14 protein-coding genes, 1 tRNA gene and 2 pseudogenes are annotated in these 21,129 nt (G+C 36.2%); 4 read left to right on the forward strand and 13 right to left on the reverse strand.

Translation table 11 applies throughout. From position 1 onward, the window contains the following. Positions 1–45 precede the first annotated feature (45 nt). Both HWV54_RS01790 and HWV54_RS01795 read left to right on the forward strand, forming a co-directional pair. A complete protein-coding gene (locus tag HWV54_RS01790; protein WP_005864767.1) occupies positions 46–642 on the forward strand; it encodes a DUF1134 domain-containing protein in 597 nt (198 codons plus the stop codon). A gap of 27 nt (positions 643–669) precedes the next feature. After that, entirely contained in the window at positions 670–1,320 is a 651-nt protein-coding gene (locus HWV54_RS01795; RefSeq protein ID WP_005864765.1) for a hypothetical protein, read from the forward strand. 247 nt (positions 1,321–1,567) lie between these two features. Here the strand turns inward: HWV54_RS01795 and HWV54_RS01800 are convergent, their stop codons facing one another. Then, a complete protein-coding gene (locus tag HWV54_RS01800; protein ID WP_005864763.1) occupies positions 1,568–2,686 on the reverse strand; it encodes a DegT/DnrJ/EryC1/StrS family aminotransferase in 1,119 nt (372 codons plus the stop codon). Positions 2,687–2,734: 48 nt separating this feature from the next. Further along, entirely contained in the window at positions 2,735–3,691 is a 957-nt protein-coding gene (locus HWV54_RS01805; RefSeq protein WP_005864761.1) for a Gfo/Idh/MocA family protein, read from the reverse strand. Positions 3,692–3,860: 169 nt separating this feature from the next. On the opposite strand from HWV54_RS01805, the gene HWV54_RS01810 reads away from it, so the two are divergent. Further along, positions 3,861–3,934 (forward strand) — tRNA-Met (locus tag HWV54_RS01810). 176 nt (positions 3,935–4,110) lie between these two features. Here HWV54_RS01810 and HWV54_RS01815 read toward each other — a convergent pair. After that, positions 4,111–4,410 (reverse strand): annotated as a pseudogene (locus tag HWV54_RS01815) (late control protein); the annotation flags it as partial. A gap of 17 nt (positions 4,411–4,427) precedes the next feature. Next, positions 4,428–4,591 (reverse strand): annotated as a pseudogene (locus HWV54_RS07200) (MFS transporter); the annotation flags it as partial. A 463-nt stretch (positions 4,592–5,054) separates the two neighbouring features. On the opposite strand from HWV54_RS07200, the gene HWV54_RS01820 reads away from it, so the two are divergent. Next, complete coding sequence (locus HWV54_RS01820; protein ID WP_005864760.1) at positions 5,055–7,952, forward strand: autotransporter family protein; 2,898 nt, start codon at positions 5,055–5,057, stop codon at positions 7,950–7,952. A gap of 518 nt (positions 7,953–8,470) precedes the next feature. Here the strand turns inward: HWV54_RS01820 and HWV54_RS01825 are convergent. From HWV54_RS01825 to HWV54_RS01865, 9 genes are all read right to left on the reverse strand, one after another. Next, positions 8,471–9,253: an ABC transporter ATP-binding protein gene (locus tag HWV54_RS01825; RefSeq protein WP_005864758.1), complete on the reverse strand. Its 783-nt coding sequence runs from the start codon at positions 9,251–9,253 to the stop codon at positions 8,471–8,473. After that, positions 9,250–10,125, reverse strand: a complete 876-nt coding sequence (locus tag HWV54_RS01830; protein ID WP_005864756.1) for an ABC transporter ATP-binding protein — start codon at positions 10,123–10,125, stop codon at positions 9,250–9,252. Before HWV54_RS01830 ends, HWV54_RS01825 begins: the two co-directional genes overlap by 4 nt. Then, positions 10,118–11,047: an ABC transporter permease gene (locus tag HWV54_RS01835; protein ID WP_005864754.1), complete on the reverse strand. Its 930-nt coding sequence runs from the start codon at positions 11,045–11,047 to the stop codon at positions 10,118–10,120. The genes HWV54_RS01830 and HWV54_RS01835 overlap by 8 nt, the downstream gene beginning before the upstream one ends. 2 nt (positions 11,048–11,049) lie before the next feature. Further along, positions 11,050–12,123, reverse strand: coding sequence for an ABC transporter permease (locus tag HWV54_RS01840; RefSeq protein ID WP_005864753.1), 1,074 nt, complete (start codon positions 12,121–12,123; stop codon positions 11,050–11,052). 111 nt (positions 12,124–12,234) lie between these two features. Then, complete coding sequence (locus tag HWV54_RS01845) at positions 12,235–13,851, reverse strand: ABC transporter substrate-binding protein (RefSeq protein ID WP_005864751.1); 1,617 nt, start codon at positions 13,849–13,851, stop codon at positions 12,235–12,237. Between the two features lie 355 nt (positions 13,852–14,206). Then, positions 14,207–15,832, reverse strand: coding sequence for an ABC transporter substrate-binding protein (locus HWV54_RS01850; RefSeq protein WP_176953548.1), 1,626 nt, complete (start codon positions 15,830–15,832; stop codon positions 14,207–14,209). 913 nt (positions 15,833–16,745) lie between these two features. Then, positions 16,746–17,372 carry a DNA-3-methyladenine glycosylase I gene (locus HWV54_RS01855; RefSeq protein WP_005864746.1) on the reverse strand — a complete coding sequence of 209 codons (627 nt, stop codon included), beginning with the start codon at positions 17,370–17,372 and terminating at the stop codon, positions 16,746–16,748. Beyond that, complete coding sequence (gene xseA / locus HWV54_RS01860; RefSeq protein ID WP_005864744.1) at positions 17,350–18,780, reverse strand: exodeoxyribonuclease VII large subunit; 1,431 nt, start codon at positions 18,778–18,780, stop codon at positions 17,350–17,352. Before xseA ends, HWV54_RS01855 begins: the two co-directional genes overlap by 23 nt. A gap of 404 nt (positions 18,781–19,184) precedes the next feature. Beyond that, complete coding sequence (locus HWV54_RS01865) at positions 19,185–20,816, reverse strand: ABC transporter substrate-binding protein (protein WP_176953549.1); 1,632 nt, start codon at positions 20,814–20,816, stop codon at positions 19,185–19,187. Positions 20,817–21,129 lie beyond the last annotated feature (313 nt).

Raw genomic sequence — 21,129 nt, forward strand, 5'->3', positions numbered from 1 at the left:
CTAATATTATCTTTTTGTTTATAACTAATAAAAGGAAAAAACTCTATGGCTCTCTCTCTTCTAACACACTGGTACAAAAGCACTGTATCTGTAATCTTCCTTTTATTCGTCATCATAAATACTGCTAATGCCCAACTCAAACCAATACAACAAAACGAACCTTATTATTCGCTGCAAGAAATTATCGATTCCGGTCATATTTTTTTTGGAAAAACTACCGGCGGTATAGCAGCAGCAATTCAAAATATCTTTTCACAATACGGTTATCCAAATGCCTATATTTTAGGGGAAGAAGCTTCTGGAGCCTTTTTCGCTGGATTAACCTATGGCGAAGGAGAGATTTTTACAAAAATTTACGGTCAGCAGAAAGTTTTTTGGCAAGGTCCTTCTGTAGGATGGGATTTTGGTGGCCAAGGTTCCCGTTTAATGATTTTAGTTTACGATCTTAATAATATAAATAATTTATGGGGACGCTATGGTGGTATTTCAGGTTCGGCCTATTTAATTGCAGGTGTTGGTTTTCATGTCCTGAAACGTCACAATGTCTTATTAGTTCCGATACGGACAGGTATTGGGGCACGCCTCGGCATCAATGTAGGATATTTAAAATTAACACCCAAACCAACATGGAACCCATTTTAAACAAAATCTTATTAAGAAAGAGGATTTATGCTTATCCAATCATTTCTTTTTTTCATTCTTGGAGTTGCCTCCACTTCCTGGTTACTGGTACTGTTTTCCCCTGTCATTTGGCGTAGAGCTATTCATTTTGCGCATAAATATGTTTCTGCACAAATTCCATTATCACTCACTGAAATACAAGCAAACTACGATTTTCTCTGTGCACAACATGCTGTGGTACTAGCACACAATGAACAAAAATATGAATTTTTACAAAAAAAATATGCGCAACAGAAAATACAACTTAGCCAAGTAACAGAACAGCTTTATCGATCATGTCTTCCTACACAAAATGCATCTTCCTTCCAAAAAGAAGCTACTGCAACAAAACAAAATCCTGACACAACAAACTCTTTCATAATGGAAATTAAAAATATGCGTAAAAAAATCGCACATTATCAAAAACATTTACAAAAAATTCAAATCAATGAGCTTGACACCGTAGCAAACCACCAACTCCTGGATGAACTGCGTGAAGAGACACAGGAATTAGCAGCAACCTTAGCTGCTCAAATAGCGCTACAAGAAGGTAAAACATCTCCCATCAACACATTGATCCAAAATTCTAAAAGCAAAAATGATCTAGCATCACGTATTCGTGAAAAAATAACCTGCACTAAAAAAACACCTCTTACATAAGTTGTTTTTAAAACGACCTAAGGAAACATCTGAATTGATAAATGTTAACTATATCCCCTGTGATTGAAATATTTTCGTTATCATCTTGAGATGAAAAATATAAAATATGCCTTTATATATAAGCGACTATTACTAATAGTATAACTATTAATTTTGGCTATGTTTTTAATTACAAATCAAAAAATATCTCCAAAATATAACTAAAATAAAGCCCTCTATTAAATAACTTTAAAGATAAAATATTTTCTCAAAAATGATAAAAATCTTTTATTCGCTGGATAATTATATCCTGATCATTTTGTGTCAAATAAGGATGCATCGGTAAACTTAAAACACAATTCCCTAAAGACTCAGAGACAGAAAGGGAATCTTTTACATAAGGGAAATGTTTATAAGCGGGCTGTTGATGCAATGGGGTTTTGTAATAAACCATGGTAGGAATAGAGTTTTTCTGTAAATAATCCTTTAATTTGTCACGCTCTTCTACCTTAAGAGTATATTGGGCATAGGCACAACGAACATTTTCTCCCACTTCTGGAACTGTAACAATATCTTTTAACTCATTAGAATAATATTGAGCAATTGCCCTACGCCTTTCCATTTCTTCTTCAAAGATCACAAACTTTTCTAACAAAATTGCAGCTTGAATAGTATCTAAACGTGAATTCATACCGATACGCACATTGTCATATTGTGTTTCACCCTTACCATGAAAGAGAATAGAACGTAAAATTTTTGCCAAATGATCATCATTGGTCATCATAGCGCCTCCATCGCCATAACAGCCCAATGGTTTTGCAGGATAAAAACTTGTCGCAGCCACTTCACCAAAAGCCCCACACATAATATTACCGCTTTTTCCTCCCATTGATTGAGCAGCATCTTCAATAAGAACAAGATTTTCCTTTGCTGCGACTTTAGCAAGTTGCGCATAATCAGCAGGAAGTCCAAACAAATCAACAGCAATAATTGCTTTTGGTTTAAGGCGTCCCTCTTTTTTAATCATTTCGATCGCTTCACAAAGCTTTTCGCTATCAATATTGAATGTATCGGGCAAAACATCAACAAAAACAGGTTCAGCTCCCACCAATGCAACCACTTCAGCAGTAGCGGAAAATGTAAAGCTAGGACAAAAAACAGCATCACCTAGACCAATATTTTTAGCCATAAGAGGCATCTTCAATGCATCCGTTCCATTGGCGCAAGCGACCACATGTTTAACACCAAGATAATCCGCCAATCGTTCTTCAAATTCTGTTACTTTTGGCCCCAAAACATACTTACCACTGGCGATCACATGCGCAATTGCAGAATTAATTTTGTCTTCAATACGCGCACGCTGCGCTCCAAGGTCAATGAATTGCATATTAACTCCATTGATTACCACAATAATGCAAAACGCTACTTGTCTCTTTTATCTATGATAATTGATACGAGCAGCAGTTAAAATCCGTAAAACAGCAATAGCATCATCACCATTTGTGCGAGGCAATTGACGCGTTTCAATACAATGAAGGAAATGCTGCAATTCACAAGTAAGTGGCAAATCTTCACAAACATCAATGTAATTTAACTCATCAGTGCTAAAAGCCCATTCTTTATTCTCCTTCCAAACAGTAAAACGGTGCAACGCCAATTTACGGCTCCATGGTTCCATATCATCAAAAACGAGCATAGCTTTTGTTCCAACAACCGTTAAACGCCTTTCACGATAAGGACTAAGACGTGAAGTAAAAAGATGGCTACGTACACCATTTGGAAAAGTCATATGAATATGGGCAAAATCAGAACAATAATCAATGACAGCAGCCCCTTCACTCCGAATTTCAGAAGGTTCACATCCTGTCAAAGCCAAAATCATTGAGAGATCATGAGGAGCAAGATCCCATAAAGCATCACTTTGCGTATGAAATTTTCCGAAGCCTAGCCGATGAGAATAAATATAACGCACATCCCCCAATTCTCCCTTTTCCACCAACTCATACATTTTTTCAAAAGCAGGATGAAACCGTAAAATATGGCCTACCATCAAAATCCGTTCATATTGTCTAGCAATTTGCACTTGATGTTCAGCATCTGAAACATTCAAAGCTATTGGTTTTTCAACAAGGACATCTTTACCATTTTTTATAGCCCGCAACACATTTTCTGTATGAAATTGTGGAGGTAACGCTAAAACCAGTGCATCAACCTCTTTATAAGTAAAAAGATTATCAGGCGCGATAACATCAACGCCATACATATTTGCAAAACTTGCAGCGCGAGCACTATCAATATCAGAAACTGCTGCTAAAGCTCCAAGATTTTGGAGTGTTCGTATATGATTTCCACCCCAATAACCGCATCCTAAAACCGCTACCTGTGGCACCATTTTTATGCCTCACCCTACTCATCATATAAAAAATTATATTTTACTATACTCCATATCGAGGATAAAATAGAAAGACAAGAGAAAAGCTTAAAAACGATGCTTGACATCTTATTATTCTACCTTTTATATCCGCAAAAAATAGATAAGTTGCAATTATATTTTTTATTTTGGCGGAGTAGCTCAGTAGGTTAGAGCAGAGGAATCATAATCCTTGTGTCGGGGGTTCAAATCCCTCCTCCGCTACCGTTTTATTTTATTATAGCTTGACTGTAGCTTGCCAGCAGGTTTTGTATATTTTGACACTAGGTTTTGTAACAATTTATTTTTTTTCAAAGGATTTTTAAGGGGTTCTCAAGGGGTCTTCAAAGATCTTTCAAAGGGTATTTAAATCCTCTTTTATGATCTGTTCCTAACAGCCTCTATTCTTCACTGCTTTCTTTTCCCTTGTTTGGAGCTTCGAGTATAATTTCTGTGGTGTATCCGCTTTGCTTCTCATAGCAGTGGGTGACAGTGGAAGCTTTCCATGAACCATTGATTTCGCCCCGAAACCCTTGAAGAAGCAGAGGTTGATCCGCCATGATTTCTGGACGACCCGCAAGGATCAAAGAACCACTGCCCACAGCACGACACAACCTATCCGACTCGGAAGCAGCAGCAGCTTGTGCTTCCTCCTCACAAGTGTAACAAGTGCGCAGACGGTGCACGGGACCGCTAAACCCATTGACCAAATCAACAGCCCAAGAGGAATATCTGTAACCATCATAATAAAAGCTTGAAATGATTTAATGATACCTATGTCAATAAGGGTTAAGCCTTTTTCAAGCATATAAATACAACAAAAGCGCCTATTAAAATCCTTATACTGTTAAACAAAAAACCAAACGCTAATATACTCTTCATTTATTCACCAACAACACGAACAAAGCAATGAATACATCAACTTCCTTAAAGTAATCAGTATACCACTTTATAAAATGTATAAATCCAAGAGCTTATATTTTATTACAAATATAGCAATAGCCGCTGTATTGATATTAATTAATTTTATATTTGTAAAAATCAATAAATAATGTTTTTTATATTACTTCAATTACTTATTCATAATCTATTTAAAATTGCTATCCAATAATATTTACTATCAATAAATTCATAATCACAATGAATTATATATTATAATTTTATTATAATGATCATAATAATAAAATTATAATATTAAAAATATTATGTATTTTATAAATATTTATTATTAATATTTACAATAAAATTAAAATAAGATATTCGTACGTAAAGTTATTTACATCTAAAAATGCTTATCCTTCTTATAAGCGGGGAGCTTTTAATAATTATAAGGAGAATAAATATTATGCATAAAAAATATCTTTCATTATATAAAGTTGCTACAGTTATGATGCTATCTAGCATCCCTTTTAACGCACATGCTTTTCCCACCCTTTCAGCTAAAAATGGAGAAAATATAACAGGCACCGCAAACGCAACTTATGATAAAATTTTAGTAATAGGCTCGGGTACAATCCATGGTAAAGATTTAAAAGTAGAAGGACCTTTGACTAGATGGACAGAAACGATTAGAGAAGAGAATGGTCAAGAAACAATAATTGAACATACTAGGTTGCGTGGAATCGGTGTAGAAGCATCTGCTCCTGAGAGCCAAATTTATTTAGAAAATGTAGATATTCAACGCGTGACAATTGGCCTCGATCTAACAAACTATAGCATAATCAAAATAACGAAAGGAACCATAAACGCCGGACAAAATAGTGATAGAGAAATCGCTGGCATAAAAATCAATAATCATAGTATTGCTGAGTTAAACGACATAACAGTTGATGTAATAAACGGACCAGGAGCTCAAATAACAAACGGATCTGTATTAAATATCGCTGGTGGTTCTATAACGTCTTTTAAAAGTGGTATCTCCTTTGTTAGCAGTGCGGAAAAAAACAAGCTGCAAAATGTGACAATTAATACCAAAGAAAATGGGATAATGACTGATGCAAGCACAGTTACTTTGAAAAATGTAACCGTTGAGAACGCACAAAAGGGTATATATGCAGATAATAATTCTCAAATAATAGTATCGGCTGGCTCATTCCAAGGAAAAGACCTTAAAATAGGATTATATGCAGGAAATGGCAGCAGCATTATTTTAGAAGATGGAGTTACAATTCTCTCTACTCAAAATGCAATACAAGCAGAAAAAGCGAAATCTAAAATTACAATGACCGGAGGAGTTTTGACAACAACTGGGACACAAGCTGCAGCCTATGCAAAATCCAGTGGACAAATTAACCTTACAAATGTTGTTGTAAACGCTAAAGGTAATGGACTCCTAGCAGACGATCAAGAAGCAAAAATTAAGATGACAGGAGGAACTTTGACGACAACTGGGATAGAAGCCGCAGCCTATGCAAAATCCAGTGGACAAATTAACCTTATAAATGTTGTTGTGAATGCTGAAGGTAATGGGCTGAAGGTGCAAGGTAATCAATCAAAGATCATACTAAAAGACTCAAAAGTCTTTTCCGATCTTTTATTAGTAAGTGCGGTTGATACAAAATCCCCTGGAATATCCTTCGTGACTGCAGAGAACTCTGTTCTAGAAGGTAGTGCTAAGATTTTAGCAAATGACTCCGATAAAATTAATCAAACATCTCTTAGTCTGATCAACGGTACAACATGGCTTTTAAAGATTAGTACACAAGAAAAAGATAATGCAGGCAATCTGCTTGATATTACCAAAAGATCACATTCTGAAGTTTCTGTGCTTAATCTTGATAATAGCTCTATAATTTTTGATTCACCAACGGAAGCTCATTATCAAACATTGCATATAGGAGCTGGCAAACCAGATACTGCAGCAGTCTACAATGCAACAAGAAACGCAAAAATTTACTTCAATACTGAATGGAACAATGGCACTACAATAAAAAACCAAAAAACCGATCGCCTTCTTATTCATGGTGATGTATTAGGCACCACAACAGTTTATTTTCAAAACCGTTTAGAAAAAGAAATTGTACAAGCAGAAAATTCAGGTCCTCTAAATACACTCGGTATCTCGCTGATTCAAGTTTCTGGAAAAGCAAATAAAAACTCTTTCAAACTAAAAAATGGCTATATCGCAATAAAAGGTTTGCCTTATAAATATACGCTTACAGCCTATGGAAGCGAAGCAGACTATGGCCAAGCTAATGCTAACCAAAATTTATTGGGGAGTGGTAACAATTTTTGGGATTTTCGCTTACAAAATGCATTCTTGGATCCCAATTTAAGAGTGAAAGCAGTTCTCCCACAAGTGCCTAGCTATTTTGTTATGCCAAATGCTCTCTTCTATACTGGTTTGATCGATATAGTTAAGCAGAATACACTGTTAGCTAATATGAGAACTTCTATCTTTAGAAAAGAAAAAAAGAACAGCTTCTTCTTATACACCTATGGAAGCACAGGAACCTTATTCTCTGAGAGAGCTCCTCGTAAATATGGTTATAGTGGGGCAAATTTTGGCTATACAGCTCTACAAGGAGGTGCTACCTTAGCAGAATTGGAAGAGCATAATATCACAACACATTTCGGTCTTGTAGGAACCTATGGACAGCTATCCTTCACCCCAAAAGATATGAAAGACGCCGGAAAGAGTATACTAGACAAGTGGTCACTCACAGCCTATAATAGTATGCAGCATAAAAACGGTTTCTATTTTGATACGCTTTTATCCTATGAAATCTTAAAAGGAGATATCACTAACGCCATTATTGGCAAAACTGCAAAATTGAAAAATGCAAAGATGTTGAGTATCTCCACCACTGTTGGCAAACAATTTGTAACCATTATTCAAGGAGTAACATTCGAACCACAAGCGCAAATTGCCTATCAACATTTGATGTTTGATACTCTTGCAGATGCCGACGGCTTTAAAGTTGATATGAACAATCCTCATCAATGGATGATTCGTGTTGGCGGGCGCGCAACCAAAACTTTTTCTATCACTGAAAACAGCCGTTCTATTTCCTTCTATGGAAAAGTAAATATGATCAAAACTATGGGCGATAATGAAGCAATATATATTGATAAGGATTATCCACTTGATCCTATGGGCTCTTTTCTTGAAGGCGGTGTTGGTATCAGTGCAAAATTATCACAAAATGTTTCGCTCCATGGCGATATCAGTTATCAACAAAAGCTTCAAAAAACTGGGATAACTGGGACAAATTTTTCAGGAGGAATACGCTATCAATTTTAAGACAAAACTGTAGAAATAAGCGCATTATATTCCATTCATTTCAATTAAAAGGTAGCACAACATGCTGCCTTTCCGATTTATAAAATATGTTTTTCTTTCTTTCAAAAAATAGCTTGTTTCAAAAGAACAAACCTAGCATTTCCCGATAAAAAACAAGACTTAAAATTATAAAAAAATGAGAACAAATCAAAGACAATAAAACTATATAATAATATAATCAGAGTTTTTTCCGAATAATACGGTATTATTACATAAAAATCTGTTTCTTCTTACAAACCTATAAAAAAAATAATATCAAATAAATGATATGTTCTATGGGTTAGCTTATGATTTACGATATAATAGAGCTAATAGGATAAAAATATTATAGTTAAAATTTTTTTAGCAAATTTATACTGACAAAATCCTACAATATAAAAAAAAACAAAAACTCCACGTTACAATAATGCTGCTGAATATCTCTAGAATCTCTAAAAGCTTAAAATAGAAAAAACTTTCTTTTTTCCTCTATAAAACTATCACACTCTCTCTTCTCTGTGAACAATAGGCTCAATACTGGCTTCAAAAAATATCTTTGTATAGTCATGCTGAGCGTGTAAATTACGCAAATCATCATTGCTGAGCTCTTCAAGAATAATCCCTTTATGCATAATTCCAACGCGTTCACAGATGTGTGCAACAACAGCGAGATCGTGAGATACCATTAAATAAGTAAGGTTTTTTTTCTCTCGTAATGATTTCAACAAATTTAAAATTTCAGCCTGTACAGACACATCTAATGCAGATGTTGGCTCATCGAGTAGCAAAACCTCTGGCTCAATAATCAAAGCACGTGCAAGAGCAATACGCTGACGTTGCCCTCCAGACAATTCATGAGGATAACGATAAAGAAATGAAGAATTTAAGCCAACAGAATTTAAAGTATCAAGCACTCGCTCCTTTGGATTATCCATACCATGAATTTTAAGCGACTCAGAAAGAACAGTATAGACCATCTTTCTTGGATGAAGCGAAGCATAAGGATCTTGAAAAACCATTTGAATACGGCGTAAAAAATGCTTATCCCTTTTTTTTGCTACTTCTTCTCCATCAAAAATAAAACATCCATTATAATCTCGAATAAGCCCAACCAATGTATTTAAAATGGTTGATTTTCCACAACCTGATTCACCAATCAAACCATAAGCTTCACCACGCTTAATATGAAAGTTGACATTTTTTACAACATTTACTGCTTTGTGCCCATGCCCAAAGGTTACAGATAAATTAGAAACATCAAATATACTCTTATAATTGGTCACGTGATAACTCCTTCAATACCATTAACAATTGTCGGATTATGTAACCAATTAGGATCGCGTTCAGGAACAGCTAAAATATCAACAGGATTATCAAGCCGTGGCAAACTCGCTAGCAAAGCTTTAGTATAAGGATGACAAGCGTGAGACAAATCACATGCAGGCAATTCTTCTAACACACGACCTGCATACATAACCAAAACACGATCACAAAAATCAGCAATCATATTCAAATCATGACTAATAAAAATAAGACCCGTTCCAGATCTGGTCACAAGCTCATCCAACACTGATAAAACCTGACGCCTTACTGTAATATCAAGCGCAGATGTTGGTTCATCAGCAATAATTAAATCAGGTTTCGGAATGAGCATCATGGCAATCATTACACGCTGCCCCATTCCCCCTGATATTTCATGAGGAAATAATCGCATTACATGTTCTGGATCACGAATATGAACAGATTCCAACATAGAAATTGTCCGCTCCCACGCATTAGCTTTTGAAACACGATAATGGATACGATAAGCTTCCATAATCTGTTCCCCAATCCGTATTAACGGATTAAGTGAATATTTGGGATCCTGTAGAATCATTGAAATACGCTTACCCCGGATAGTTCGCATCTGAGATTCACTTGCATTCAATAAATCAATACCATCAAAGCGCATCTTTTTAGCTTTGATAATTGCTGATCTTGGACTCAATCTGAGTATCGCACGCCCAGTCATTGATTTTCCAGATCCAGATTCGCCAACAATTCCAATTTTTTCTTTTCCCACAGAAAAGCTAACGCCGCGCACAACTTCTGCAATGCCACGCGTTGTAGGAAAAGAAATACATAAATCTTCTATCTCTAATAATTTTTTAATCATTGCGTGGATCCAATACATCACGAAGTCCATCACCCAGCAGATTAAAAGCAAGACTTACTAACAATATTGCACATCCTGGTATCACCGCTAACCACCAATTTGTCATCATAAATTCACGGCCTGTCGAAAGCATTGCTCCCCATTCAGGACTTGGAAGTTGAGCTCCCAATCCTAAAAAACCAAGACCAGCAGCTGTTAGAATAATACCAGACATATCTAATGTTAACCGTACCACTACTGAAGGAATACACATAGGTACGACATGGAACAAAATAATCCGCCAAGTAGATGCTCCTTGCAAACGAACTGCTGAGACGTAATCAGTTGAACGTATAGTCAAAGTTTCAGCACGTGCCAAACGTGCTATTGGTGGCCACGCTGCAATTGAAATTGCAATAGATGCATTCTCAATACCTGCCCCCAACGCCGCTGAAAAAGCAAGAGCTAAAATCAAAGCTGGAAAAGCAAGAAAAATATCAACAATACGCATAAGGACGGTATCAACCCATCCCCCTATATAGCCAGATACAGTCCCCACAATTAGCCCTATCGGTCCCACAATAATTGTAGTGAGAAAAACAATATAAAGCGTAATACGCGCTCCAAAAATGAGGCGACTAAAAATATCACGCCCTAATTCATCTGTCCCAAAATAATGCAACATAGATGGGGGCTGCAATCGATGAGTAAGATCATTGCTGATAAAATCATCGGTAGCAATCCAAGGAGCAAAAATTGCACACAAAATAATAACAAAAATAATAATCAGACCAAACAAAGCCGAAAAATTACGAGAAAATTTGAGCAATGCATGATAAATTCTTTGTACGTTCGCTTGAAAGAGTGACTGTGGAACAGATTCATTTAACCAACGACCCACAAAAAATGACGATTTCGGTTTATAATGATTAACTATTGTCATATTCAACGTGTCCTTGGATCAAAGATTCGATAAAGTAAATCAGAAAATAAATTAATAGCAACAAAGAGAAAACCTACAAGCAAAGTACATCCAACAACAGCATTCATATCTCCAGCCAAAAGAGCATTCGTTAAATAATGCCCAAAGCCAGGCCAAGCAAAAACGGTCTCCGTTAATACAGCACCTTCTAATAAAAAAGCATATGAAAGCGCAACAACAGTGATAATCTGAACAGCGGCATTACGAAATGCATGCCCCCAAACTGTACGCGCCAATGATAGTCCCTTCACACGCGCAGTAATGATATATTCCTGATTTAGTTGTTCAACCATAAATCCACGAGTCATACGACTAATATAAGCCATTGCACCAAATGCTAAGATTAAAGCAGGCATAATAATATGACCAAAGACATTCCTAAAAGCTTCCCACTGTCCTTGACGGGCAGTATCCCAAAGAAAAAATCCTGTTTTGGGTTCAAAAGAATATTCATAAATAAAATCAATACGTCCTGGACCTCTGATCCAGCCAAGCTTGGCATAAAATATTAATAATGCCATTAACCCAAGCCAAAACGTTGGAGTAGAATAACTCAAAAGTGTAAAAACACGAACAAAATAATCAATAAATGAATCGCGATACATTGCTGCAAAAACACCAAATGGAATGCCAAGACTTGTGCCAATCACAATAGCAACTGTAGCAAGCTCTAATGTTGCAGGAAATACGCGCATAATATCTTCCAAGACAGGACGCCCTGAGGTTAAAGCATCTCCAAAGTCAAACAAAAATACATTGCAAAGATAACTCCAGTACTGGACAATCAGCGGCTTATCAAGACCTAGCTTATGAAACATTACATCATAAGCTTCCTGACTAATATTATCACCAAGGATAGCAAGAACGGGATCTAAAGGAAGCAGATGACCAATAAAAAAAGTAATAGTCACCAAACCAAGCAACGTAATAAAAACTGAAATGAGAAACTTCAATACCTTGAAAAAAAAGCCCCATACAAACATTTTTTTGTGCTTCTGCGATACTACTCTTTCAGCGTCTGAAAATGACAAAATCATTATATTTCCCCCCTTCACAGCTACCAAACATAAAGCTAATATCCTTTTTACACAATCAAGCAACCGCTAATCAAGCATGTTCTACAATCTTTCTTTATAACATGCCCGTTTTTATTTTTCTGCATCATTGTAGTAAAGTCTAAAACTATTCCAAATCCATTTTTTTACTGCAGGCCCCATACCAACAGTATAATATGTCTGAAATAAATAAACCATAGGACCATGTTCAAACACATAATGCTGTAAAGCACGATATTGCAAAATACGCTTATTTTGATCTTGCTCAAACAAAGCATCCATCACCATTTTATTGATATTTTCATCATAATATCCAGCGCGCCAAGCTAAATACATATTGTGCTTTTTTGTAAATGTTGGATCAGGATTAAAAACATGATTTAATGAAGCGGGATGCCCATCAGGATCAGCACTCCCCCACCCCATAATAGCAGTGTCATAATTTCCACTACGCACACGGCTCAACAATTGATTTTGTGCCATTTTTTCAATTGTAAGCTTAACACCAATTTCGCGCGCATTGGTTTGAATAGACTGTGCAATAGGTGACATATAACTAAGGCTACCAACTAAAAGATTAGCTTTAAAACCATTAGGATAACCAGCCTCACTGATCAACTGTTTTGCTTTTTTCAAATCTAATTTAAAAGGCACCCCCTCTTTTTCATCCAAAGCACCCGGAATTCCTAGTGACATATAACTTGCACGTGGAATTGCAATACCCTTTAAAACAGTTCTTCCAAGACCTTCGTAATCAACCAAATAACGAAATGCCAATCTTACTTTTTCGTTAGCAAAAATTGTATTTTTATTGTTCAGTGATAGATAAATAATCTGCGGTCTCAGAACACGGTTAATTTTGACCGATCCACCCTGTCTTTCAATATCTAAAACATCCTCTGAAGAAAGATCACGTGCTATATCTACATCACCTTTTTCCAAAAGAAGCCTCTGACTTGCTGAATCTGCTACGTGTTGCACAATAATTTTCTTAATTTTAGGCAAATCCCCCCAATAATGTTGGGTCGCCTCTAATACAACTTTTTCTCCTGGAAACCAGCGCACCAATTTATAAGGTCCAACACAAGCCGAATGCGTTGCTAAATATTTATTACCCATATCACCGTCAATACTATTTGCTTCAACTGTTTGCCTATCAAGCAAAGCAGAAGCATAGGATTGCCCAATAACAGTTAATATAAGCTGGATAGGATAGGGTTTATCTAATTTTAGTTGTAAAGTTTTATCATCAAGAGCCTGAATATTTGTTTCGACATTATTTTTGGTAAATCCGTAGTCTCTTAAAGATTGAGCATAGCTTAATCCTAATTTAACAATCCGTTTCATCGACCATACTAGATCGTGCGCTGTCGCCACCCTTCCATCATCAAACTTTAAATCATCACGAAGATGAAAAACAATCCTTTTTCCGTTATCTAAAACATCCCAAGATTGTGCCATAGCAGGACGAATTTTTGTGGGATCATGCTTGTCATATTGTACTAACGCGCTACAAATATTCATCAATAGCTCACTCGTTACAACCTCAACTGATTGAGCAGGATCAAAACTGCTAATTGAATCAATATTCCATGCCATGACCAATGTATCTTTAGGTGATGCACTTAAGACTGATGATAGAGATCCATTTAAAAAACAAATTGTACTTAACAAAACACAAAAGTTTTTTAACATTCCCTTTTTCCCCATTTTATCATTATCCTTCGCATTTTAATTTATCTTTTTAACACAAAGTATTTCTGTCTTCTCTCTTAAGCAGAGTAACATTATCAGCTTTACTAATCAAAAATCTAATCTTTCACTCAGCACCCCATAATCGAAATGCACAACCTCCAAACCACTATAAACAGAGAGCTCAAAATATCACCTCTCATATTTATAAATACCGCTCCCTTTATAAATTAATCATAATCATATTGTATAAAAAGCTCCCTGCGATTTCATACCTTAAACTTCAAAACAACTGTATACAGGAGGAGTATTTTTTATTATCTACATTATAATCAATCACGTTCTTTTGGTATTTTATAGTATTTAATACCGTTTATTTTTCGATTGCACTATAAAAAATACGTGGCGCACTATTCCAAACCCATTTTTTAACATCAGGTGTCATAGCGACAACACTATATTTCTGAAAGATAAAAGCATAAGGCCCTTTTTGCATAAGTTCACGCTGCAAATCAGCATACATTTGCACCCGTTTTTGTGGATCTTTTTGAAATAACGCATCTTCAACTTTCTGATTCATCTTTGTATCCAAATATCCATGCTGCCAACTCGGATAAGCCGTATTTTTAGCCTCAAACCGATTATCAGGGTTATAAATAAGGCGTGAAGCCATTGTATGAGGATCCGCAGAATCATTATTCCATCCAACAAAAATCGTATCAAAAGCGCGTGCATAAAGCTTTGAAAACAACTGCGTACCTGCCAAACGTTCAATTTTAAGGTGCACATCCACTTTTGCTGCATTATCTTGAAGTGACTGAGCAATTGACAAAGCATAAGGAGAATTCCCCACCAAAAAATTAACCTTAAACCCTTTAGAATAACCTGCTTCCGTTAAAAGCTGCTTTGCTTTTTTTAGATCAAGCTTAAAGGGCTGCCCTTCCTTTTCATCCAAAGCACCAAGATTACCAAGAGGAATAAAGCTTGCACGTGGAATACCAACACCTTTAAGAAAAGTCTTTCCAAGTCCTTCATAATCAATCAGATAACGCATAGCCAAACGCACTTTTTCATTGGCAAAAATAGGATTCGTCATATTGAACCCCCAATACATCATAGATGGCTCTAACACTTTTTCAATCTTAATATCGGTCGTAGCTTGGAGATCAGCTAGATCCTCTGGAGTCAAATTACGTGCAACATCAATATCATGCTTTTGCAATAATAATCGTTGCGTTCCTGGCTCAGCAACATGGCGAATTAAAATTTTCTTAAGCTTAGGTAGCTCTCCCCAATAGTTGGAACTCGCGCGTAATAAAATAGCTTCTCCAGGACGCCAGCTATTTATCTGATAAGGGCCCACACAAGCAGCATGACTAGCCAAATACCGATTTCCCATATCACCATCTTTTTCGTGTTTCATAATTGTTTCACGATCAAGCAAAGCAGTAGCACGACTAGCAACAATGTTATTGAGAATAAGTTCTACTGGATAAGGCTTATCAAATTTCATTACCACTGTTTTTTCATCTGGCGCCTGAAAAGCTTCATCAACATTTTGTTCTGTAACACCATATTCATTAAATATTGCCGCATTGGCCATCTTCAATTTAACAACCCGCTTCATACCCCAAACAAGATCATTGGCATTAGCTGGCCGACCATCATTAAACTTCAAACCATCGCGCAAATGAAAAGTAATCTTTGTACTCTGATCATCACTTGAAACATCCCAACTCTTTGCCAAAGAAGGAACTATTTTAGCTGGATCATCTGTGGCAGTACTGACCAAATTATCACAAACATTAATGATAACTTCAGCTCCATAAACATCATTGAGTTGCGCAGGATCAAATGTACTGATTGCATCGAGATTCCAAGCCATCACCAGGGTATCAGCAGGTGTTTTTGCTGAAATTTGTTGCACAAACATCCCCATAGTAATAACAGCAGAAACAAAAAAACTGCTACTTTTCAATATCTCTCTTTTCAAATTCATAAACTTTTCCTTTTAAATATTATTTATCGATTAATTATTTTGAAATGATACAATAAACTGAATAAAAAAACTTTTTCACGAGTAAAAACAAAATTTATCATCCCTTCCCCCTTAAAAAGATATGGCTGCTATAAATCCTTCCCAATTTCGATGTTCATTATTGCTTCACACACACCAAAACTAGACATTAAACCACACACCACATCAACCATTTTTCTAACGGTAAATTTTAGGGATTTAACTAAGCAATAGAGCAAATATAAAACTGTTTGATCTTAAATATATTCCCAAAAAATGGAATACACACATAGCAAAACCGCTTCCCAGAAAAGAAAGCTATCAGATAATAAAGCATAATACAAGCATCTTGACCCATTAACAATCAATTATCTATAGCATCATTTTGCTCTGTATTGCATACACAAGCATTTGCTAACAGGATACTATATAAATATTAAATATACTAATCGTCGTACATTCAAAAACCTGTAACAAATATATTTTCTTAAACTTTTAAAAATAGAACAATGCAATAATGAAACTATACACAAACACTTTATCTTTATAAATAAGCATGAATTATATAAATAAAATGTCCTTTATTTACTTCTTATAAATTCTGTATAATTAACTATAAATAAATATAACTCAAAACCGATGATATCAATTGTATTCATAATGATGTCAGAATTAAAAAAATTTAGAAACTATTCCTGAAAAATTGCTCACTAGATTTTCTTTACCTTTTTTGAAAACACATTACTGTTTTTGTTAAAATTAGTACTTCATCACCCACTATGCACAGAAACGATGATCCAATGACAGCGAGCATATTAAAAGCTCAAAAGACAATACTATAATCTTTTACTGTCCTACTGAACAACATCTCCTTATGCAAAAGATCTTTGCAATCTTATCGACAAAAACATCCTTCAAGATGGTCATTAACAATCCCTACGGATTGCATAAAAGCATAACAAATTGTCGGACCAACAAATGTCCAACCACGTTTCTTCAAGTCCTTAGAAAGACGAAGAGAAGCAGGTGTTACGGGATTAGCCAACAGTGTTTGAAAATCTATCTTTTTATAACGCTCCGACTGTGGTGGTTGAAAAGACCAAAAATAGTGAGATAAACTCCCCCACTCTCGTATAATTTCCTGTGCTCTCAGTGCATTATTAAGTACCGATCGAATTTTTCCTTGATGACGAACAATGCCTTTATTCTGCATCAACATTTGCACTTTTACTTCGTCATAATGACTAATTTTTTCAAAATCAAAATGATCGAATGCACTTCGAAAAGAAGAGATTTTTTTTAAAATTGTGAGCCAAGAAAGTCCTGCTTGAAAACCTTCAAGACAAATTTTTTCAAACAAACGAGTATCCTCAAAAACAGGCTTGCCCCATTCGTTATCATGATAAGCACAATAAAGCGGATCATTTCCTGCCCATGAACAACGAAGTTTTCCATCCGCTCCTAAGAGCAGTCCCTCATAAAGCACTACATTGACCGTATTAAAAGAGTGTTCCTTGCTCATCTTTTTGCGGTTTTATTTGCTTGTGTTTTAAATGTTTACCGAAAGCAGACTTCTGTGTTACAACGCTGATATCACCATCAAAAAAGCGTAAATTTACGTGTCCTGTTTCAGGAAACTGCACCGACCGCTTAATGAGCTTATTATCTTGCTCTAAAGCCAAAACAAAGCCACGTTCTAAAATATTTTGATATGAAGTGCTTTTTAAAAGCCTAAATGCAACCTCTACCTGACTACGTCGGATTTCCACATTACGCACAAAAGCACGATAAAGACGCATTGTATATTCCTTCGTACTGCGTTGTGCTTTTTCAGTATTCAATAAACGCGGTGCAAGACGGATACCAAGCGCATGGAAATAAAAACGTTTTTTATCATAGCTCACACAAAGAGCACGCTGTAATCGGCTTGAAATTTCATCAAAACTACGCCGTGGTAAAGCAAAAAATTGATCGACAGTTGGAAGCCCACGTATAATAGCGCGCAATTTTTGTTGATGAAAATCAAAATAACGCACTAGCCCTTTACGTAAACGCGCACCAAGTGATGCAACGTACACTTCGAGGTCAAGCTTGACGGGCACAGCCTTCTCTGCTGCGCCTGTGGGAGTTGGAGCACGCCAATCAGCAACATAATCAATCAAAGTCCAATCTGTTTCATGCCCAACAGCAGAGATAACTGGAAGAGCAGATGCAGAAACAGCACGAACAACAGCTTCATCATTAAATCCCCACAAATCTTCCAAACTTCCTCCTCCCCGTGCAACAATAATAAGCTCAGGTTTTGGAATAAGACCTCCTAAAGGAAGCGCATTAAAACCCTCAACAGCAGCAGCTACTTCCTGCCCACAAGTTTCCCCCTGAACACGTACAGGCCAAACCAAAATATGCAATGGAAAACGATCTGATATACGATGAATAATATCGCGAATAACAGCACCTGTTGGTGATGTCACAACACCTATAATTCGAGGCATATAAGGCAAAGGTTTCTTCTTGGCTTCATCAAATAAACCTTCATCCGCAAGCTTTTTTTTGCGATTTTCTAGAAGAGACATTAAAGCTCCAACCCCTGTTGGTTCAAGTCCTTCAATAATAATCTGATATTTTGAAGACCCTGGATAAGTTGTCAGTTTACCGACAGCAACAACTTCCATTCCTTCTTCAGGAGGAAATCTGAGTTTTTCCATAATGCCACGCCAAATAACAGCTTCCAATCGCGCCTTATCATCTTTTAAGGCAAAATAAGCATGACCTGAAGCGTGAATACCGCGGTAACCTGATATCTCCCCACGTACCCGCACATAATCAAATTTCTCTTCAACAACGCGCTTTAAAATCCTTGCTATTTCAGAAACACTGAATTCTGCTACATTCGTTATACCTGTTTTTTCACCAAACAAACTTACCATTTTTCACTTCTTTACGCCCGTTTTTATGGATATTTTTGAAACAACGCATCTTTAATTTTCTGATTTATATTTTCCTCCCAAAACCTATAGCACCAATCAGATTAGCCTACATTTTAAACCTCAAATCGATTATCAGGTGTAAATAAAGCATAAAGCCATTGTATGGAATTTGCAGAGCCATTATTCTATCCGAAAGGTTATATCAACGGAAGTTAAGATATTCAATCTTAACATCCACACAAATACATTTTTAATGAAGAAGCGTTTTGAAATTACTTCACGCACAATATATCAATCCATTACCGATGAACTTCAACGTTTTGCGAAATTCTTACACTATATGCAAAATGTCAAAGATATTATGATCACGTTCTTTATTATATTTTACAACATTTAATATCCTCTTATTTTTCGATTGCACTATAAAAGATACGTGGTGCACTATTCCAAACCCATTTTTTGACATCAGGTGTCATAGCGACAATATTATATGCCTGATAAATAAAAGCATAAGGTCCTTTTTGCATAAATTCACGCTGCAAATCAGCATATATTTGCGCCCGTTTCTGTGGATCTTTTTGAAACAACGCCTCTTTAACCTTTTTATTCATATCTCCATCCAAATACCCATGGCACCAACTAGGATAGCCTGTATTCTTAGCCTCAAACCGATTATCAGGGTTATAAATAAGGCGTGAAGCCATTGTATAGGGATCCGCAGAATCATTATTCCATCCTATAAAAATTGTATCAAAGGTGCGCGCGTAAAGCTTTGAAAATAACTGCGTACCTATAAAATGCTCAATCTTAAAGCGCACTCCGACCTTTTTCGCATTATCTTGGATAGCCTGAGCAATAGGCAAAGCAAAAGGATAAGGAGATTTTCCTGCAAAAATATTGGCCTCAAAACCGTTCGGATAACCTGCTTCCGTTAAAAGCTGCTTTGCTTTTTTTAGATCAAGCTTAAAGGGCTGCCCTTCCTTTTCATCCAAAGCGCCAAAATTACCAAGAGGAATAAAGCTTGCACGTGGAATACCAACATCTTTAAGAAGAGTTTTTCCAAGTCCTTCATAATCAATAAGATAACGCATCGCCAAACGCACTTTTTCATTGGCAAAAATAGGATTCGTCGTGTTAAATCCCCATATTATCACGGATGGAGCTAATACTTTTTCAACCTTAATATCGGTCGTAGCTTGGAGATCAGCTAGATCCTCTGGAGTCAAATTACGTGCAACATCAATATCATGCTTTTGCAATAATAATCGTTGCGTTCCTGGCTCGGCAATATGACGAATTAAAATTTTCTTAAGCTTAGGTAGCTCTCCCCAATAGTTGGAACTCGCGCGTAATAAAATAGCTTCTCCAGGACGCCAGCTATTTATCTGATAAGGGCCAACACAAGCAGCATGACTAGCCAAATACCGATTTCCCATATCACCATCTTTTTCGTGTTTCATAATTGTCTCACGATCAAGCAAAGCAGCAGTGCGATTAGTCGAAATATTGCTAAGAATAAGCTCTGCTGGATAAGGCTTATCAAATTTCATCACCACTGTTTTTTCATCTGGCGCCTGAAAAGCCTCATTAACATTTTGTTCTGTGACACCATATTCATTAAATGTCGCTGCGTTAGACATCTTCAATTTGACAACCCGTCTCATACCCCAAACAAGATCATTAGCGTTAGCTGGTCGACCATCATTAAACTTCAAATCATCGCGCAAATGAAAAGTAATCTTTGTACTCTGTTCATCACTTGAAATATCCCAACTCTTTGCCAAAGAAGGAACTATTTTAGTTGCATCATCTCTAGCAGAAATAACCAAGTTGTCACAAACGTTGACAACAATTTCAGTTCCATAACGATCATTAAGCTGTGCAGGATCAAATGTACTTATTGCATCGAGATTCCAGGCCATCACCAGAGTATCAGCAGGTGTTTTTGCTGAAACTTGTTGCACAAACACCCCCATAGCAATAATAGCAGAAACAAAAAAACTGCTACCTTTTAATATCTTTCTTTTCAAATTCATAGACTTTTCCTTTTAAAGTTTATTGTATAAATTTCCCATGCAATAATAATGTGCAAAAATAAGAAGATCGGACCTTAGAACCATACCTCTTAAAGGAAGAGCACTAAAATCTTCAATAGCAGTAACCATAGGTCCCCTCCTGAACACGTATAGGCTAAATCAAATATGTAACGGAAAACAATCTGATATACGATGAAAGATACCATGAATGACATCACCTGTTGATGATGTCAAAAAGCTTATAATGTAGGGGATATATCAGACTAGGCTTTCTTCTTCAAATTTTCTCTTGCGATTTTCTAAAAATAACCAT

This window comes from Bartonella alsatica, from assembly GCF_013388295.1.
Taxonomy (GTDB): Bacteria; Pseudomonadota; Alphaproteobacteria; order Rhizobiales; family Rhizobiaceae; genus Bartonella; species Bartonella alsatica.

Bases quoted from the DNA above. Each gene is read 5' to 3' on its own strand.
- HWV54_RS01790 (WP_005864767.1), top strand. From the start codon at position 46: ATGGCTCTCTCTCTTCTAACACACTGGTACAAAAGCACTGTATCTGTA.
- HWV54_RS01795 (WP_005864765.1), top strand. From the start codon at position 670: ATGCTTATCCAATCATTTCTTTTTTTCATTCTTGGAGTTGCCTCCACT.
- HWV54_RS01800 (WP_005864763.1), bottom strand. From the start codon at position 2,686: ATGCAATTCATTGACCTTGGAGCGCAGCGTGCGCGTATTGAAGACAAA.
- HWV54_RS01805 (WP_005864761.1), bottom strand. From the start codon at position 3,691: ATGGTGCCACAGGTAGCGGTTTTAGGATGCGGTTATTGGGGTGGAAAT.
- HWV54_RS01820 (WP_005864760.1), top strand. From the start codon at position 5,055: ATGCATAAAAAATATCTTTCATTATATAAAGTTGCTACAGTTATGATG.
- HWV54_RS01830 (WP_005864756.1), bottom strand. From the start codon at position 10,125: ATGATTAAAAAATTATTAGAGATAGAAGATTTATGTATTTCTTTTCCT.
- HWV54_RS01835 (WP_005864754.1), bottom strand. From the start codon at position 11,047: ATGACAATAGTTAATCATTATAAACCGAAATCGTCATTTTTTGTGGGT.
- HWV54_RS01840 (WP_005864753.1), bottom strand. From the start codon at position 12,123: ATGATTTTGTCATTTTCAGACGCTGAAAGAGTAGTATCGCAGAAGCAC.
- HWV54_RS01845 (WP_005864751.1), bottom strand. From the start codon at position 13,851: ATGGGGAAAAAGGGAATGTTAAAAAACTTTTGTGTTTTGTTAAGTACA.
- HWV54_RS01850 (WP_176953548.1), bottom strand. From the start codon at position 15,832: ATGAATTTGAAAAGAGAGATATTGAAAAGTAGCAGTTTTTTTGTTTCT.
- HWV54_RS01855 (WP_005864746.1), bottom strand. From the start codon at position 17,372: ATGAGCAAGGAACACTCTTTTAATACGGTCAATGTAGTGCTTTATGAG.
- xseA (WP_005864744.1), bottom strand. From the start codon at position 18,780: ATGGTAAGTTTGTTTGGTGAAAAAACAGGTATAACGAATGTAGCAGAA.
- HWV54_RS01865 (WP_176953549.1), bottom strand. From the start codon at position 20,816: ATGAATTTGAAAAGAAAGATATTAAAAGGTAGCAGTTTTTTTGTTTCT.